Origin of the sequence: Isoptericola sp. AK164, assembly GCF_029643425.1 — a bacterium.
Lineage (GTDB): Bacteria > Actinomycetota > Actinomycetes > Actinomycetales > Cellulomonadaceae > Isoptericola > Isoptericola haloaureus.
On the sequence record NZ_CP119106.1, the window covers coordinates 2,368,593 to 2,382,746 of the forward strand.

At 73.0% G+C, this 14,154-nt stretch carries 14 protein-coding genes; 5 read left to right on the forward strand and 9 right to left on the reverse strand.

Features of this window, described 5'->3' with window-relative positions; genetic code table 11:
• The first annotated feature begins 1 nt into the window (after position 1).
• From PO879_RS11110 to PO879_RS11125, 4 genes are read left to right on the forward strand one after another with little or no spacing between them, the layout of a single operon-like run.
• Positions 2 to 877 (forward strand): TatD family hydrolase, encoded by an 876-nt coding sequence (locus PO879_RS11110; protein ID WP_278234963.1) that lies wholly within the window; start codon positions 2 to 4, stop codon positions 875 to 877.
• Between the two features lie 9 nt (positions 878 to 886).
• Positions 887 to 2,083: a metabolite traffic protein EboE gene (gene eboE / locus PO879_RS11115; RefSeq protein WP_278234964.1), complete on the forward strand. Its 1,197-nt coding sequence runs from the start codon at positions 887 to 889 to the stop codon at positions 2,081 to 2,083.
• A complete protein-coding gene (locus PO879_RS11120; RefSeq protein ID WP_278234965.1) occupies positions 2,080 to 3,540 on the forward strand; it encodes a nucleotide pyrophosphatase/phosphodiesterase family protein in 1,461 nt (486 codons plus the stop codon). The genes eboE and PO879_RS11120 overlap by 4 nt, the downstream gene beginning before the upstream one ends.
• 28 nt (positions 3,541 to 3,568) lie before the next feature.
• Complete coding sequence (locus PO879_RS11125) at positions 3,569 to 4,135, forward strand: hypothetical protein (RefSeq protein WP_278234966.1); 567 nt, start codon at positions 3,569 to 3,571, stop codon at positions 4,133 to 4,135.
• A gap of 100 nt (positions 4,136 to 4,235) precedes the next feature.
• Here the strand turns inward: PO879_RS11125 and PO879_RS11130 are convergent, their stop codons facing one another.
• The 4 genes from PO879_RS11130 to PO879_RS11145 form a co-directional block, all read right to left on the reverse strand.
• Positions 4,236 to 5,366 carry a branched-chain amino acid aminotransferase gene (locus PO879_RS11130; protein ID WP_278234967.1) on the reverse strand — a complete coding sequence of 377 codons (1,131 nt, stop codon included), beginning with the start codon at positions 5,364 to 5,366 and terminating at the stop codon, positions 4,236 to 4,238.
• A 139-nt stretch (positions 5,367 to 5,505) separates the two neighbouring features.
• Entirely contained in the window at positions 5,506 to 6,549 is a 1,044-nt protein-coding gene (locus tag PO879_RS11135; protein ID WP_278234968.1) for a 3-isopropylmalate dehydrogenase, read from the reverse strand.
• Between the two features lie 67 nt (positions 6,550 to 6,616).
• Entirely contained in the window at positions 6,617 to 7,015 is a 399-nt protein-coding gene (locus tag PO879_RS11140) for a VOC family protein (protein WP_278234969.1), read from the reverse strand.
• Between the two features lie 11 nt (positions 7,016 to 7,026).
• Positions 7,027 to 7,557 (reverse strand): ASCH domain-containing protein, encoded by a 531-nt coding sequence (locus PO879_RS11145; protein ID WP_278234970.1) that lies wholly within the window; start codon positions 7,555 to 7,557, stop codon positions 7,027 to 7,029.
• Positions 7,558 to 7,631: 74 nt separating this feature from the next.
• On the opposite strand from PO879_RS11145, the gene PO879_RS11150 reads away from it, so the two are divergent.
• Positions 7,632 to 8,114, forward strand: a complete 483-nt coding sequence (locus tag PO879_RS11150; RefSeq protein WP_278237511.1) for an NUDIX hydrolase — start codon at positions 7,632 to 7,634, stop codon at positions 8,112 to 8,114.
• 131 nt (positions 8,115 to 8,245) lie between these two features.
• On the opposite strand, the gene ilvC is transcribed toward PO879_RS11150, so the two are convergent.
• From ilvC to PO879_RS11175, 5 genes are all read right to left on the reverse strand, one after another.
• Positions 8,246 to 9,274: a ketol-acid reductoisomerase gene (gene ilvC, locus PO879_RS11155; RefSeq protein WP_278234971.1), complete on the reverse strand. Its 1,029-nt coding sequence runs from the start codon at positions 9,272 to 9,274 to the stop codon at positions 8,246 to 8,248.
• A 78-nt stretch (positions 9,275 to 9,352) separates the two neighbouring features.
• Positions 9,353 to 9,874 (reverse strand): acetolactate synthase small subunit, encoded by a 522-nt coding sequence (gene ilvN, locus PO879_RS11160; RefSeq protein WP_278234972.1) that lies wholly within the window; start codon positions 9,872 to 9,874, stop codon positions 9,353 to 9,355.
• A 4-nt stretch (positions 9,875 to 9,878) separates the two neighbouring features.
• The gene (locus tag PO879_RS11165) at positions 9,879 to 11,702 is read right to left on the reverse strand and encodes an acetolactate synthase large subunit (protein WP_278234973.1); all 1,824 of its coding nucleotides are present in this window, start codon (positions 11,700 to 11,702) and stop codon (positions 9,879 to 9,881) included.
• 273 nt (positions 11,703 to 11,975) lie between these two features.
• A complete protein-coding gene (locus PO879_RS11170) occupies positions 11,976 to 13,064 on the reverse strand; it encodes an ABC transporter permease subunit (RefSeq protein ID WP_278234974.1) in 1,089 nt (362 codons plus the stop codon).
• Entirely contained in the window at positions 13,064 to 14,119 is a 1,056-nt protein-coding gene (locus PO879_RS11175) for an ATP-binding cassette domain-containing protein (protein WP_278234975.1), read from the reverse strand. Before PO879_RS11175 ends, PO879_RS11170 begins: the two co-directional genes overlap by 1 nt.
• Positions 14,120 to 14,154: the final 35 nt, after the last annotated feature.

The following is a 14,154-nucleotide window of genomic DNA, read 5'->3' on the forward strand; positions in this document are numbered from 1 at the left end:
CATGCGCATCTTCGACCCGCACATCCACATGACCAGCCGCACCACCGACGACTACGAGCGGATGTACGCCGCCGGGGTCCGCGCCGTCGTCGAACCCGCGTTCTGGCTCGGCCAGCCGCGCACCAGCGTGGCCTCCTTCTGCGACTACTTCGACTCCCTCGTGGGCTGGGAACGGTTCCGGGCCGAGCAGTTCGGCATCCGCCACCACGCGACCATCGCCCTCAACCCCAAGGAGGCGAACGACCCGCGCTGCCGCGACGTGCTGGACGAGGTGCCGCGGTACCTGCTCAAGGACGGCGTCGTGGCCGTGGGCGAGGTCGGCTACGACTCGATGACCCCGGCCGAGGACGAGGCGTTCGCCGCGCAGCTCCAGATGGCGCGCGAGGCCGAGCTGCCCGTGCTGGTGCACACCCCGCACCGCGACAAGCTGAACGGCACGCGGCGCACGCTCGACGTGGTGCGCGAGTCCGGCATCGACCCGTCGCGGGTGCTCGTGGACCACCTCAACGAGACCACCGTGGCGATGGTCCGCGACGCCGGGGCGTGGGCGGGCTTCTCCATCTACCCGGACACCAAGATGGACCCGCACCGCATGGTCGCGCTGCTGCACGAGTACGGCACCGAGCGGATGATCGTGAACTCCGCGGCCGACTGGGGGCGCAGCGACCCGCTGCGCACGGCGCGCACCGGGGAGGAGATGCTCGCCGCCGGGTTCACCGACCACGACGTCGACCGCGTGCTGTGGCGCAACCCGGTGGCCTTCTACGGCACCTCCGGCAACCTCGTGCTGGACCCCGTCCCCGGTTTCGTCCCCGGCGAGGTCCCGGCGCCCGCGGAGTTCGAGGGCTCCTCGGTGCTGCGCGGCGCGCGGGTCTGAGGGACGCCGATGCACCTGTCGTACTGCACCAACGTCCACCCCGCCGAGGACCTCGACGGCGTGCTGGCGCAGCTGGAGCGCTACGCGGCACCGGTCCGGCGCGCCACCGGCCGCGAGCGCCTCGGGATCGGCCTGTGGCTGCCCGCCGCGCTCGCGCACCGGCTCGACGCCTCGGCCCCGGACCGCGACCGGCTGCGCGGAGCGCTGGACCGGCACGGCCTCGAGGTGCGCACGCTCAACGCCTTCCCCGCCGGCGGCTTCCACGCCGAGGTCGTGGGCCGCGACGTGTACCACCCGGACTGGACCCGGCCGGAACGGCTCGCGTACACCCTGGCCTGCGCCCGCGTGCTCACGGACCTGCTGCCGCCCGGCGCCGCCGGGTCGATCTCCACCCTGCCGCTGGGCTGGCGCACCGGCTGGACGACGCGCGACGACGAGGCCGCCACCCGGGCGCTGGCCGCGCTGTCCGCGGAGCTGCGCGCCCTGGCCGACCGCACCGGTGTCGTGGTGCGGCTGGCCGTCGAACCGGAACCGGGGTGCGTGCTGGACACGGTCGACGACGTCGTCGGCTGGCTGGCGGACCGGACCGGTACCGACCGGCCCGCCGGGACGCGCATCGACCCCGCGCTCGTCGGGGTGTGCCTCGACACCTGCCACCTCGCGGTGTCGTTCGCGGACCCCGCCGCGGCGGTGCGTCGCGTCACCGACGCCGGGCTGCGCGTCGTCAAGGTCCAGGCGTCGGCCGCCCTGCACGTCGCCGACCCCGCCGACCTGGAGACCCGCAGCGCCCTGACCCGGTTCGCCGAGCCCCGCTACCTGCACCAGACCCGCGCGCTGGACGCCGCGGGCCGGGTGCACGGCGTCGACGACCTGCCCGAGGCCCTCGCCGGCGGTCTGCCCCGGACCGGTCCGTGGCGCGTGCACTTCCACGTGCCGCTGCATCACGACCCGGCTCCCCCGCTGTCGGCCACCACCGACGTGCTGCGCACCGCCGTCGACGCCGTGGCGCGCGCCCCGCACGGGCGCGAGACGCACCTGGACGTGGAGACCTACACCTGGGGGGTGCTCCCCGCCGACGTGCTGCCGACGGGGGCCGACGAGCTCGTCGCCGGCATCGCCGCCGAGCTGCGCTGGGCCGCCGACCACCTGGAGGCCGTGGAGGCCCCCGACGCCGTCCTGACCACCACCGGGAGGAACACGCTGTGAGACCCGTCCTGCTGCTCGACGTCGTCGGCCTGACGCCCCGCGCGCTGGCCCACATGCCCCGGTTGCGCCGCCTCGCGGGCACCGGGTGGTCCTCGCCGCTGGCGACGGTGCTGCCCGCCGTGACCTGCACCGTGCAGTCGACGATGCTCACCGGCCTGTCCCCCGCCCAGCACGGCGCGGTCGCCAACGGCTGGTACTTCCGCGAGCTCGGCGAGGTGTTCCTGTGGCGGCAGCACAACCGTCTGGTCGCCGGCGAGACGGTCTGGGAGACCGGTCGCCGACGGCACGCTGACTACTCCGCCGTCAACGTGTGCTGGTGGTACGCGATGGGGATGACCACCGAGGTCACCGTGACGCCCCGGCCGATCTACCACGCCGACGGCCGCAAGTCCCCCGACGCCTACGTCCGCCCGCCGGGCCTGCACGACGAGCTCGTCGAACGGTTCGGCGACTTCCCCCTGTTCACCTACTGGGGTCCGACGGCGTCGCTCACCTCCAGCCGGTGGGTCGTGGACGCCACCCGGCACCTGCTGCGCACCCGCGCCGCGGACCTGACCACCGCGTACGTCCCGCACCTGGACTACGACCTGCAGCGGTTCGGCCCCGAGTCCCCGCAGGCCGACGCCGCCGCGGCCGACCTGGACGGCGTGCTCGCGCCGCTGCTGGACCAGGCCGAGGCCGACGGCGTGACCGTCGTCGTCGTGTCCGAGTACGGCATCACCCGCGCGGAGCGTCCCGTGCACCTCAACCGGGTGCTGCGCCGTGAGGGGCTGCTGGAGGTCTACACCCAGGCGGGCCGCGAACAGCTCGACCCGTGGACCTCGCGGGCGTTCGCCGTCGCCGACCACCAGGTCGCGCACGTGTACGTCGACGACGCCGCCGACGTCGCCCGGGTCGCCGACCTGCTGCGCGCCGTGCCCGGCGTGGACGAGGTGCTCGACCGCGAGGCCCAGGCCCGCTACGGGCTCGACCACGAGCGCTCCGGCGAGCTCGTCGTCGTCGCCGAGCCCGGGGCGTGGTTCACCTACTACTTCTGGCTGGACGACGACCGGGCCCCGGAGTACGCGCGCGCCGTGGACATCCACCGCAAGCCCGGCTTCGACCCGGCCGAGCTGTTCTTCGACCCGGCCGACCGGCTCGCGAAGGCCAAGGCCGGGCTGAACCTCGTGCGCAAGAAGCTCGGGCTGCGCTACGCGATGTCCACCGTGCCCCTGGACGCCTCCTGGGTGGGCGGCACGCACGGCCGCCTTCCCGACGACGCCGCGGACTCCCCGATGATCCTCTGCTCGGCCCCGGAGGTCCCCGACGTCGTGGCGCGGCAGGTGCACGACGACGACCGGTCGGTCCCGGCGGCCGCGGTCAAGGACCTCGTGCTCGCCCTGCAGGGGATCGCTCCCGGCGGGTCCCCGCAGCACGCCGTCCCAGGGGGCGCCGAGGCCGCGGATGTGGTCGGCTAGGGGCACGACGACGGCGAGGAGAGGAACTGTGAGCGATCAGCAGCGTCCGTACGGGTCCGAGGACCCGACGCAGCGCTACCGGCCGGTGAACCGGCCGGCGGACCAGCCCCCCGGGATGCCGCCCGCGGCGAAGCCCTCCTGGGAGGCCGCTCCGAAGGACCCGCCTCCCGAGCCGCGGCTCGACCTGGGCCGGTACTGGGCGGGAGCCGCGGCCACCGTCCTGGTGTGCGCCCTCCTGGGCTTCACCGCCTCGGTGATCTTCGACGAGGTCTTCGACATCGGGCTCATCCCGCCGCCCGACGCGTTCGGCGCGGGCGACGACGCCTCGTGGGCCGCCGCGGGGGCGCTCTTCGCCCTCGCCGCCGCCGTCGTGCTCAACCTGCTGGTCGTGGTGGCCCCGCGGCCGCGGATGTTCTTCGGCTGGCTCGTGGGCCTGGCCACGGTGATCCTGGCGGTGCTGCCGTTCACCGGCAACCCGGACCCGCTGCCCGGCGCGATGACCGCGCTGGTGTGGGTGATCCTGGGCATCGCGGTGTCCTCGATGCTCGGCAGCGTCATCGTGCGGACCCTCGTGGTCCCGACACCGCCGCGCTGAACCGCCGACGGGGCGGTGCCGACGAGATCCTCCTCGTCGGCACCGCCCCGTCGCACGTCCGGGCCGGGCCCGCCTGCACGGAACGCCCGGTGGGCTGCGGTCAGGCCAGGCGGCGCATCCAGCCGTGCCGGTCCTGCGCGCGCCCGTACTGGATGTCGGTGAGCTCGGTCCGCACCGCCATCGTCAGCTCGCCGGGCTCGCCGTCGGCCACCGTGTGGTCGAACGTCCCGCCGGCCAGGCGGCCCACCGGGGTCACGACGGCGGCGGTGCCGCAGGCGAAGATCTCCCGCACGCTGCCGTCCGCGAGACCCGCGACGACCTCCTCGAGCGGGATCTTGCGCTCGACGACCTCGCGCCCGTGGTCGGCGACGAGGCGCAGGATCGACGAGCGGGTGACGCCCTCGAGGATCGAGCCGGTCAGCTCCGGGGTGTGGACCGTGCCGTCGTCCATCACCACGAAGATGTTCATGCCGCCGAGCTCCTCGAGGTAGGAGTTCGTCGTGGCGTCCAGGAAGCACACCTGGTCGCAGCCGTTCTGCTGGGCCTCGGTCTGCGGCAGGAGGCTGGCGGCGTAGTTGCCGCCGCACTTGGCGTCGCCGGTGCCGCCCGGGCCTGCGCGGTGGTAGTCCTGGGAGACCCAGATCGACACCGGCTTCACGCCGCCGGCGAAGTAGGGACCCACCGGCGAGGCGATGCACAGGTACTCGACCTGCGCCGCCGGGCGGACGCCGAGGAACGACTCCGAGGCGAACATGAACGGGCGCAGGTACAGGCTGGAGTCCTCGCCGTCGGGAACCCACGCCAGGTCGGTCCGCACCAGCGCGGCGATCGACCCGATGAAGTCGTCCACGGTGAGCGCGGGCAGCGCCAGCCGGTGGGCGGAGCGTGCGAACCGCGCGGCGTTGGACTCGGGGCGGAAGGTCCACACCGACCCGTCGGCGTGCTTGTACGCCTTCATGCCCTCGAAGATCTCCTGCGCGTAGTGCAGGACGGCGGTGGCGGGGTCGAGCTGCAGCGGTCCGTACTTCTCCACCCGCCGGTCGAGCCAACCGTCCTCCTGGCGCCAGGAGACCCGGGCCATGTGGTCGGTGAAGACCGTGCCGAAGCGGGGTGACGCGAGCGCCTCCTCGCGCTCGGCGTCGGGGGTGGGCTCGTCGGTTCCGCGGACGTCGAAGAGCGCGACGAGGTCCTCGAGCTCCTCGGGGAGCACGTTGTGCGAGGTCGTGGTCATGATCAGGGGCCTTTCACCGGGTAACCCCTGTAGTTTTCCACGTCTGGCGGCACCGTGGGACACCGCGCGGGCGCTCGACCACAACGGTCACCCGGAACCGTGGGTTCGCGGGGATTGTCGGGGCGACGACCGAGGTCGCTCAGCCGGCGACGCGGGCGGCGAGCTCGCGTCCGACCTCGGCCGTCGAGCGTACTCGGTCCCCGCGCTCGGCCAGGTCGGCGGCCACGGCGGCCTCCACGCGACGCGCCTGCTCGGTCAGGCCCAGGTGCTCCAGCAGCAGCGACACGGACAGCACGGTCGCCGTCGGGTCGGCCTTGCCCTGCCCGGCGATGTCCGGGGCGGAGCCGTGCACGGGCTCGAACATCGACGGCGCCGTCCGGTCGGGGTTGATGTTGCCCGACGCGGCCAGGCCGATGCCGCCGGTGATGGCCGCCGCCTGGTCGGTGATGATGTCGCCGAACAGGTTGTCGGTGACGATGACGTCGAACCGCGAGGGGTTCGTGGTCAGGAAGATCGTCGCCGCGTCGACGTGGAGGTAGTCCGTGGTCACGTCGGGGAACTCGGCGCCCACGGCCTCGACGGTGCGCCGCCACAGGTGTCCGGCGTGCACGAGCACGTTGTGCTTGTGCACCAGCGTCAGGTGCTTGCGGGGGCGCGCCTGGGCGCGGGCGAAGGCGTCGCGGACGACCCGCTCGACGCCGAACGCGGTGTTGACCGACACCTCGGTGGCGATCTCGTGCGGCGTGCCGGTGCGCACCGACCCGCCGTTGCCGACGTAGGGCCCCTCGGTGCCCTCGCGCACGACGACGAAGTCGACCTCGCCCGGGTCGGCCAGCGGGCTGGTGACGCCCGGGTAGAGCGTGCCGGGGCGCAGGTTGACGTAGTGGTCCAGCGCGAAGCGCAGCTTGAGCAGCAGGCCGCGCTCGAGCACGCCGGAGGGCACCGACGGGTCGCCGATGGCACCGAGCAGGATCGCGTCGTGCTCGCGGATCCGGGCGAGGTCGTCGTCGGTGAGCGTCTCGCCGGTCTCGTGCCAGCGACGCGCGCCGAGATCGAACTCGGTGGTCGAGACCTTCACGTCGGAGCCGGCCAGCGCGGCGTCGAGCACGGCGAGCCCCTGCTCGACGACCTCGGGGCCGATGCCGTCGCCTGCCACCACAGCCAGATCGATGTTGCGCGTCATGGGCCGATCCTACGCGCCCCGGACCCAGGATGCGGACACCCGTCCCACGATGCGGACGTACCGGGGATCAGTACTCGCGCGACGACAGCACGCAGAACTCGTTGCCGTCCGGGTCGGCCAGGACCGTCCAGGACGCGTCCACCGGCTGCCCGACGTCGATCACCGTCGCCCCGAGCGCGACGAGCCGGTCGATCTCGGCGTCCCGGTCGTCGGAGGTGTGCGGGGCGAAGTCCCAGTGCAGCCGGTTCTTGGAGGTCTTCTCGTGCTCGACGCGCACGAACACCATCCCCGGCGGGACCTGGTGGAACTCGAACCGGTCGACGAGCTCGCGGGCCCACGGCGGCACCAGGACGCACTCCTCGTCGGAGGTGTGCGCGAACGTCCAGCCCAACGCCTCGGCCCACCAACCGGCCAGGGCGCGAGGATCGGTGGTCTCCACCACCGTCGAGTACCAGCGCAACGCCACCTCGGCTCACCTCACTCGGAGTAGAGGACCTTGAACCGCTCGCAGAGGACCTCCAGGGACGGGTCGAACTCGTGCGCCGTGCCGGCCAGGGTGCGCCGCCAGTAGCGTTCGTGCCCCTCGCGCCAGGACTCCAGCGTCCGGTCGCCCTCCCCCTCGCGCCACGCGTGCTCCGCGGTGACGTCGCGGAACGGCACCCGGTCGACCTGCGTCGTGCGCACGAGCGCCCGGGGCTCGCCCCTGCCGTCCAGGAGGATCGACAGGTCGCCCTTGCGGGGCGCGGGCTCGGCGGCGTCCTCGTACTCGACGACGAGCGACGCCGTCGCCGTCTTGGTGCCGGCGAGCACCAGGCCGAGCAGCTCGTCGGCCAGCGCCGGGTTGTCCCCGAACGCCCACGCCGGCGGCGGCACGACGTTCTCGGAGCGCTCGCCGACGGCACCGCCGTGGCTCGTGCGTCCGGCGGAGGGCCGGGCGGTGTCCCAGAAGGCGGTGATCCGTTCGGCCTGTGCCACGTCGTCGAGGTGCGGTCCCTGCTCGTCCGTCATGCGGCCATCCTGCCACCACGGCCGCGACGCTGCCGACCACCCGCGCGTGCCGGGGACCTGGGACGATGGCAGCCATGTACCTGCGGGTGGCGGCCTACGCCGTGATCATCTCCGACGGCCAGGTCCTCCTGCCGCACTGGTCGGACCGACGGCGGTCGGGCTGGACGCTGCCCGGCGGGGGCATCGACCCGGGCGAGCACCCCGAGGACGCGGCCGTGCGGGAGGTCCGCGAGGAGACCGGCTACGGCGTGGAGCTCGACGGGCTGCTCGGCGTCGACAGCATCGTCGTCCCGCCCGAGCACCTCATCGGGTTCGACGACGACGCGGACGTCGACCCCCTGCACGGGATCCGCATCGTGTACCGGGCCCGCATCGTCGGCGGGTCGCTGACGGTCGAGCAGGACGGGTCCACCGACGACGTCGCCTGGCATCCCCTCGAGGGGGTCGCCCACCTGCCGCGGGTCGAGCTCGTCGACCGCGCGCTGGCGATGGCCGGGGTGCTGGACCTCTCCGCGCAGGACGGCGGTCCCGGCGCGACGGACGCCGTCCCGGGCTGAGCGGTCCGCCGTCGTCCCCGCGTCGTCCGGGCCGGACGCCCGCGTGCGGACGCACAGGGCGGACATGCGTGCGGCCGCCGCCCCGGGGTGGGGGCGACGGCCGCGCGCGTCGATCGCAGACAGGGGTGGCGTCAGCGAGCGGCGCTGCCCTCGGTGTAGTCCGAGTCGGCAGGCTTGATCCAGGCGAACATCTTGCGCAGCTCGCGACCGGTGGTCTCGATCGGGTGCGACTCGCCCTTGGCGCGGAGCTCGGTGAACTCCGGGGCGCCGGCGTCCTGGTCGGCGATGAAGCGCTCGGCGAAGGCACCCGACTGGATGTCCGCGAGCACGGCCTTCATGTTCTCCTTGACCTCGGGCGAGATCACGCGCGGGCCGGAGACGTAGTCGCCGTACTCGGCGGTGTCGGAGATCGACCAGCGCTGCTTGGCCAGACCGCCCTCGACCATGAGGTCGACGATGAGCTTCAGCTCGTGCAGCACCTCGAAGTACGCGACCTCGGGCTGGTAGCCGGCCTCGGTGAGGACCTCGAAGCCGTACTGGACGAGCTGCGAGGTACCGCCGCAGAGCACGGCCTGCTCGCCGAACAGGTCGGTCTCGGTCTCCTCGGTGAACGTGGTCTTGATGCCGCCGGCACGCAGCCCGCCGATGCCCGCGGCGTACGACAGGGCGAGGTCCCAGGCGGAACCGCTGGCGTCCTGCTCGACGGCGACGATCACCGGCACGCCGCGGCCGTCGACGTACTCGCGACGCACGAGGTGGCCGGGGCCCTTCGGGGCGACCATGAAGACGTCGTGACCGGCCGCGGGCTTGATGTAGCCGAACCGGATGTTGAAGCCGTGGCCGAAGACCAGGGCGGCGCCCTCGCGGAGGTTCGGGGCGATCTCGTCGCGGTACAGGTCGCGCTGGACCTGGTCCGGCGCCAGGACGACGACGACGTCGGCCTCGGCGACGGCCTCGGCGACGGGCAGGACCTTCAGGCCCTGGTCCTCCGCCTTGGCGGCCGACGACGAGCCGGCGCGCAGGCCGACGCGGACGTCGACACCCGAGTCGCGCAGGTTCAGCGCGTGGGCGTGGCCCTGGCTGCCGTAGCCGATGACGGCGACCTTCTTGCTCTGGATGATGGACAGGTCGGCGGCGTCCTCGTAGAACATCTCAGCCACGGTGGTGCTCCTCTTTCTTCAGGGTGTGACGCGTCAGGGGGATTCTGGCAGGCGCGGGAGGTCGGCGGTGCAGGCGTCTCACGCGCTGCGGACCCGCTCCAGCGCCCGGTCGGTGATGGATCGCGACCCGCGCCCGACGGCGAGGGTCCCGGACTTGACGATCTCGCGGATGCCGTAGGGCTCGAGCGCGGTCAGCAGCGCCTCGAGCTTGCTCCCCGTGCCGGTCGCCTCGATGACGACCGTGTCGGGCACGACGTCGACGACCTTGGCCCGGAAGAGCTCGACGACCTCGAGCACGCCCGACCGGGTGGCCTGGTCGGCCTTGACCTTGACCAGCAGCAGCTCGCGCTGGACCGAGGACTCCGGGTCGAGCTCGACGATCTTGATGACGTGCACCAGCTTGTTGAGCTGCTTGGTGACCTGCTCCAGCGGGTGGTCCTCGACGTCGACCACGACGGTGATCCGCGAGATCTCCGCGTGCTCGGTCGGACCCACCGCCAGGGACTGGATGTTGAACGCGCGTCGGGCGAAGAGCCCGGCGACGCGGGTCAGGACACCCGGCTTGTCCTCGACCAGCACGGACAACGTGTGACGGCTCATCGGCTCAGTCCTCTCGTTCCCAGGCCGGCGAGATGCCCCGCGCGTACTGGATGTCGTCGTTGCTGACCCCGGCCGCGACCATCGGCCACACCATCGCGTCGCGCGAGACGGTGAAGTCGACGACCACCGGGCGGTCGTTGATCTCCTGGGCCTTCTTGATCGCGGCGTCCACCTCGCCGGGGTGCTCCACCCGGATCCCCACGCAGCCGTACGCCTCGGCGAGCTTGACGAAGTCGGGGATGCGCGCCGTGCCGTGCCCGGTGTGCAGGTCGGTGTTGGAGTACCGCTCGTTGTAGAAGAGCGTCTGCCACTGGCGGACCATGCCGAGGGAGCTGTTGTTGATCAGCGCGACCTTGATCGGGATGTCGTTGATCGCGCAGGTGGCCAGCTCCTGGTTGGTCATCTGGAAGCAGCCGTCGCCGTCGATCGCCCACACCTCGCGGTCGGGCGCTCCGGCCTTGGCGCCCATCGCCGCCGGGACCGAGTACCCCATGGTGCCCAGACCACCGGAGTTGATCCAGGTGTTGGGCCGCTCGTAGCGGATGAACTGGGAGGCCCACATCTGGTGCTGCCCCACACCGGCGACGTAGATGGCGTCGGGACCGGCCAGCTCGCCGAGCCGGGAGATCACCGACTGCGGCGCCAGGTGGCCGTCGTCCGTGGAGGTGTAGCCGAGCGGGTAGGTCTCCCGCCAGGTGTCGATCTGGTGCCACCAGGCCTCGACGTCGGGTCGGCCGACCTTGGCGTGCTCGGCCTCCAGCGCCGGGACCAGGTCGCCGATGACCTCGCGCAGGTCGCCGACGATGGGCACGTCCACGGCCCGGTTCTTGCCGATCTCGGCCGGGTCGATGTCGGCGTGGACGACGGCGGCGTGCGGAGCGAAGCTGGACAGCTTGCCGGTCACGCGGTCGTCGAAGCGCGCGCCGAGGGCGACGATGAGGTCGGCCTTCTGCAGCGCGGCCACGGCGGGCACCGTGCCGTGCATGCCGGGCATGCCCAGGTGCTGGGGGTGCGAGTCGGGGACCGCACCGCGTGCCATGAGGGTCGTCACGACGGCGGCGCCGGAGACGTCCACCAGACGGCGCAGCTCGGCCGCGGCCCCGGAGCGCACGGCCCCGCCGCCGACGTACAGCACGGGCCGGCGCGCGGTGGCCAGCAGCTTGGCGGCCTCGCGGATCTGCTTGGCGTGCGGCTTGGTCACCGGGTGGTAGCCGGGCAGCGCGGGCTGCTGCGGCCACGAGAAGGTGGTCTGGGCCTGCATCGCGGACTTGGCGATGTCGACCAGCACCGGACCGGGACGCCCCGTCGAGGCGATGTGGAACGCCTCGGCGATGGTCCGCGGGATCTCGGCCGGGTCGGTCACCAGGTAGGAGTGCTTGGTGATCGGCATCGTGATGCCGACGATGTCCGCCTCCTGGAACGCGTCGGTCCCGATCGCGGGCGCCGCCACCTGGCCGGTGATCGCGACCATCGGGATCGAGTCCATGTTGGCGTCCGCCAGCGGGGTGACCAGGTTGGTCGCGCCGGGGCCCGAGGTCGCCATCGTCACGCCGACCCGACCGGTCGCGTGGGCGTACCCGGAGGCGGCGTGCCCGCCGCCCTGCTCGTGCCGCACCAGGATGTGGCGCAGCTTCTGCGAGTCCATCAGCGGGTCGTAGGTCGGCAGGATGGCGCCGCCCGGGATGCCGAACACGGTGTCGACGCCGACGGCCTCGAGCGACTTGACGATCGACTCCGCCCCCGTGACCTGCTCGTCGACCCGGCGCTCGACCGGGCGCGGGGCGGTACGCGCTGCCACCTGGGCTGGTGTCGGGTTCGGCTGGCCCATCGGTCACTCCTGCCGCTGGAACGGAATCTGGGGGGATATCAGGTGAATCTGTGCAATGAAAAACCCCTCGGTCCCGACGAGTGGGGACGAACGAGGGGTGAGCGCGCTGACGAAAGCCCGGAACGTGGCCTCAGCCGGCGCGCCCAGGAAGTACTACGAGGAAGATCGTCTGCACGTGACGCACGTTACGCCGTCGGAACGCAGATGTCACGCGCTGGTCCAAACGTCCCAGATGATGGGACAGCGTCTCGCGGACCTGCGAGGAACCGCTGCTCAGGCGACGTCGCGGCGGCGGAAGACGACGACGGCGAGCAGCGTGAGCACGGCCGCGACGGCGAGCAGGTACAGCCCGCCCTGCAGGCCCGTGACCACCTCGGTGGTCCACGTCGTGGTGACCATGCCGCTCTCGTCGCGGGTCTCGAGGGCCACGCCGTACGCGGTGCCGCCCTCGAGCCACGCGGTCAGGTTCGTCGTCGGGGTCCAGCGCTGGGCGGCGCCCAGGGGGTAGCCGAAGGCCGCACCCGCCCACAGGACCACGGCCACCGCGCCGACGGCCGCCACGGCGTGCCGCAGCAGGACGCCGAGGGCCGTGCCGACCGCGGCACAGAGCACGCCGGCCCCCACGAGACGGACCGAGAAGGCGCCGATCTCGACCCAGTCCTCCGTGGTGACCGTGCCCACCGTGCCGAAGACGGCGTGCAGCGTGTAGATGCCCCCGGCCACCGCCGCCCAGCCCGCGACGACGAGCGGGACGGTCCCCAGCGCGGCCGCGAGCGCCTTCGACCCGTACACCCGCGAGCGCCGGGGCTCGAACGTGAGCCACATGCCCAGCGCCCCCGTGCTGCGCTCGGCCGTCATGAAGCTCACCCCGACGACGAAGGCGAGCATGAGGAACGCCGGGGCGTAGCCGGCGGCCGCCCCGACACCGGACCAGCCGGTCCAGACCGACTGCTCGATCTCCGCGACGCGCGGGTCCTGGCTCTCGCCCCGGTCGGGCGGTAAGCCGAAGGCCGCGGCCTCCCGGTCGTCGGCGTCGGGGACGAACGACACGGTCGGCGGCAGGAAGTACTCCAGCCGGGGCGCCATGTCGTCGCAGCCGAAGTCCGCACCGGGGTCGTCCGCGGCGGCCTCCGCCTCGGCCTCCTCGCACTGCTCGACCTGCTGCTCGCCGGTCTCCTCCCAGCGCTCGAGCTCCTCGGCGTAGAACGCCTCCGCTTCGGCGACCTGCCGGTCGGTGGGCGGCTGGGCGCTGCCGATCTGCCCGGCGACACCGAGGCCCGCGACGACCAGCGCGAGCAGGAGGCCGCCCCACGTCACGCGCCGCATCCACAGCCGACGCAGCTCCACCCTGAGCAGTCGCATCAGATCTCCTCGCCGCCGTCCGCCCGGCCGGTCCCGGAGCTCGTGGCCGCCGCCGTCGCGGCGGGTCCGACGGGCGGCTCGGCGTCTCGTCGCCGACGACGACGTCCACCCCGGTGGTCGCGGCCGCCCGGCGTCTCGTGCTGGGTCAGGCCGAGGAACACCGACTCCAGGTCCACCTGGAGCGGTGCGATCTCGCGAGCCCAGACGCCCTGCTCGCCGAGCATCCGGTTGACACCGGCGGGGTCCGCGCCCTCGACGACGAGCGCATCGCCCTCGGGCCGTGCGACGATCCCGCGGGAGGCCAGCAGGCTCGTCGCGATCACGGCGTCGTCGGGCGCGACGACGACGCGCACGGCGGGGCCGCCCTGCCCGGAGATCAGGTCGGCCACCCGCCCGGAGGCCACGAGTCGGCCCCGCGCGACGATGGAGACGGTGTCGGCGACCTGCTCGACCTCGGCGAGGATGTGGCTGGAGACCAGCACCGTCTTGCCCTGGTCGCCCAGGTCGCGCATCGTGCGCCGGATCTCGTGGATGCCCGCCGGGTCGAGACCGTTGGTCGGCTCGTCGAAGATCAGCAGGTCGGGATCCTTGAGCAGCGTCGCCGCGATCGCCAGACGCTGCTTCATGCCGAGCGAGTAGGTCCGGTAGCGGTCCTTCGCCCGGCCGGTCAGGCCGACGTCGTCGAGGACCGCGTCGACCCGCTCGCGCGGGGCCCCGATGCCGTCGGCGAGGAGCCGCAGGTTCGCCCGGGCGCTGAAGGCGGGGAAGAACGTCGGGCTCTCCACGATCGCGCCGACCCGACCGACGACGTCGGGCAGGTGTCGCGGCACGTCGTGCCCGAAGATCGTCGCGCTCCCCCGGTCCGGGCGCACCAGCCCGAGCAGCATCCGGATGGTCGTGGTCTTGCCGGAGCCGTTCGGTCCGAGGAACCCGTGCACGCCGCCGACGGGCACCTGCAGGTCGAGGTCCTCGACCCCGACGCGCCGCCCGCGGACGCTGCGGTAGGTCTTGCGCAGCCCGCGGGTCTCGATCGCCAGCTCGCCCTCGACCGCCACGTCGCCTCCCGGTGGCCGGACGTCGGCCACGTCGC

What these genes read in the sequence shown, in the direction of transcription:
- PO879_RS11110 (WP_278234963.1), top strand. Translation starts at nt 2, where the DNA reads ATGCGCATCTTCGACCCGCACATCCACATGACCAGCCGCACCACCGAC.
- PO879_RS11165 (WP_278234973.1), bottom strand. Translation starts at nt 11,702, where the DNA reads ATGGGCCAGCCGAACCCGACACCAGCCCAGGTGGCAGCGCGTACCGCC.
- ilvN (WP_278234972.1), bottom strand. Translation starts at nt 9,874, where the DNA reads ATGAGCCGTCACACGTTGTCCGTGCTGGTCGAGGACAAGCCGGGTGTC.
- PO879_RS11130 (WP_278234967.1), bottom strand. Translation starts at nt 5,366, where the DNA reads ATGACCACGACCTCGCACAACGTGCTCCCCGAGGAGCTCGAGGACCTC.
- PO879_RS11135 (WP_278234968.1), bottom strand. Translation starts at nt 6,549, where the DNA reads ATGACGCGCAACATCGATCTGGCTGTGGTGGCAGGCGACGGCATCGGC.
- PO879_RS11150 (WP_278237511.1), top strand. Translation starts at nt 7,632, where the DNA reads ATGTACCTGCGGGTGGCGGCCTACGCCGTGATCATCTCCGACGGCCAG.
- PO879_RS11170 (WP_278234974.1), bottom strand. Translation starts at nt 13,064, where the DNA reads ATGCGACTGCTCAGGGTGGAGCTGCGTCGGCTGTGGATGCGGCGCGTG.
- eboE (WP_278234964.1), top strand. Translation starts at nt 887, where the DNA reads ATGCACCTGTCGTACTGCACCAACGTCCACCCCGCCGAGGACCTCGAC.
- PO879_RS11145 (WP_278234970.1), bottom strand. Translation starts at nt 7,557, where the DNA reads ATGACGGACGAGCAGGGACCGCACCTCGACGACGTGGCACAGGCCGAA.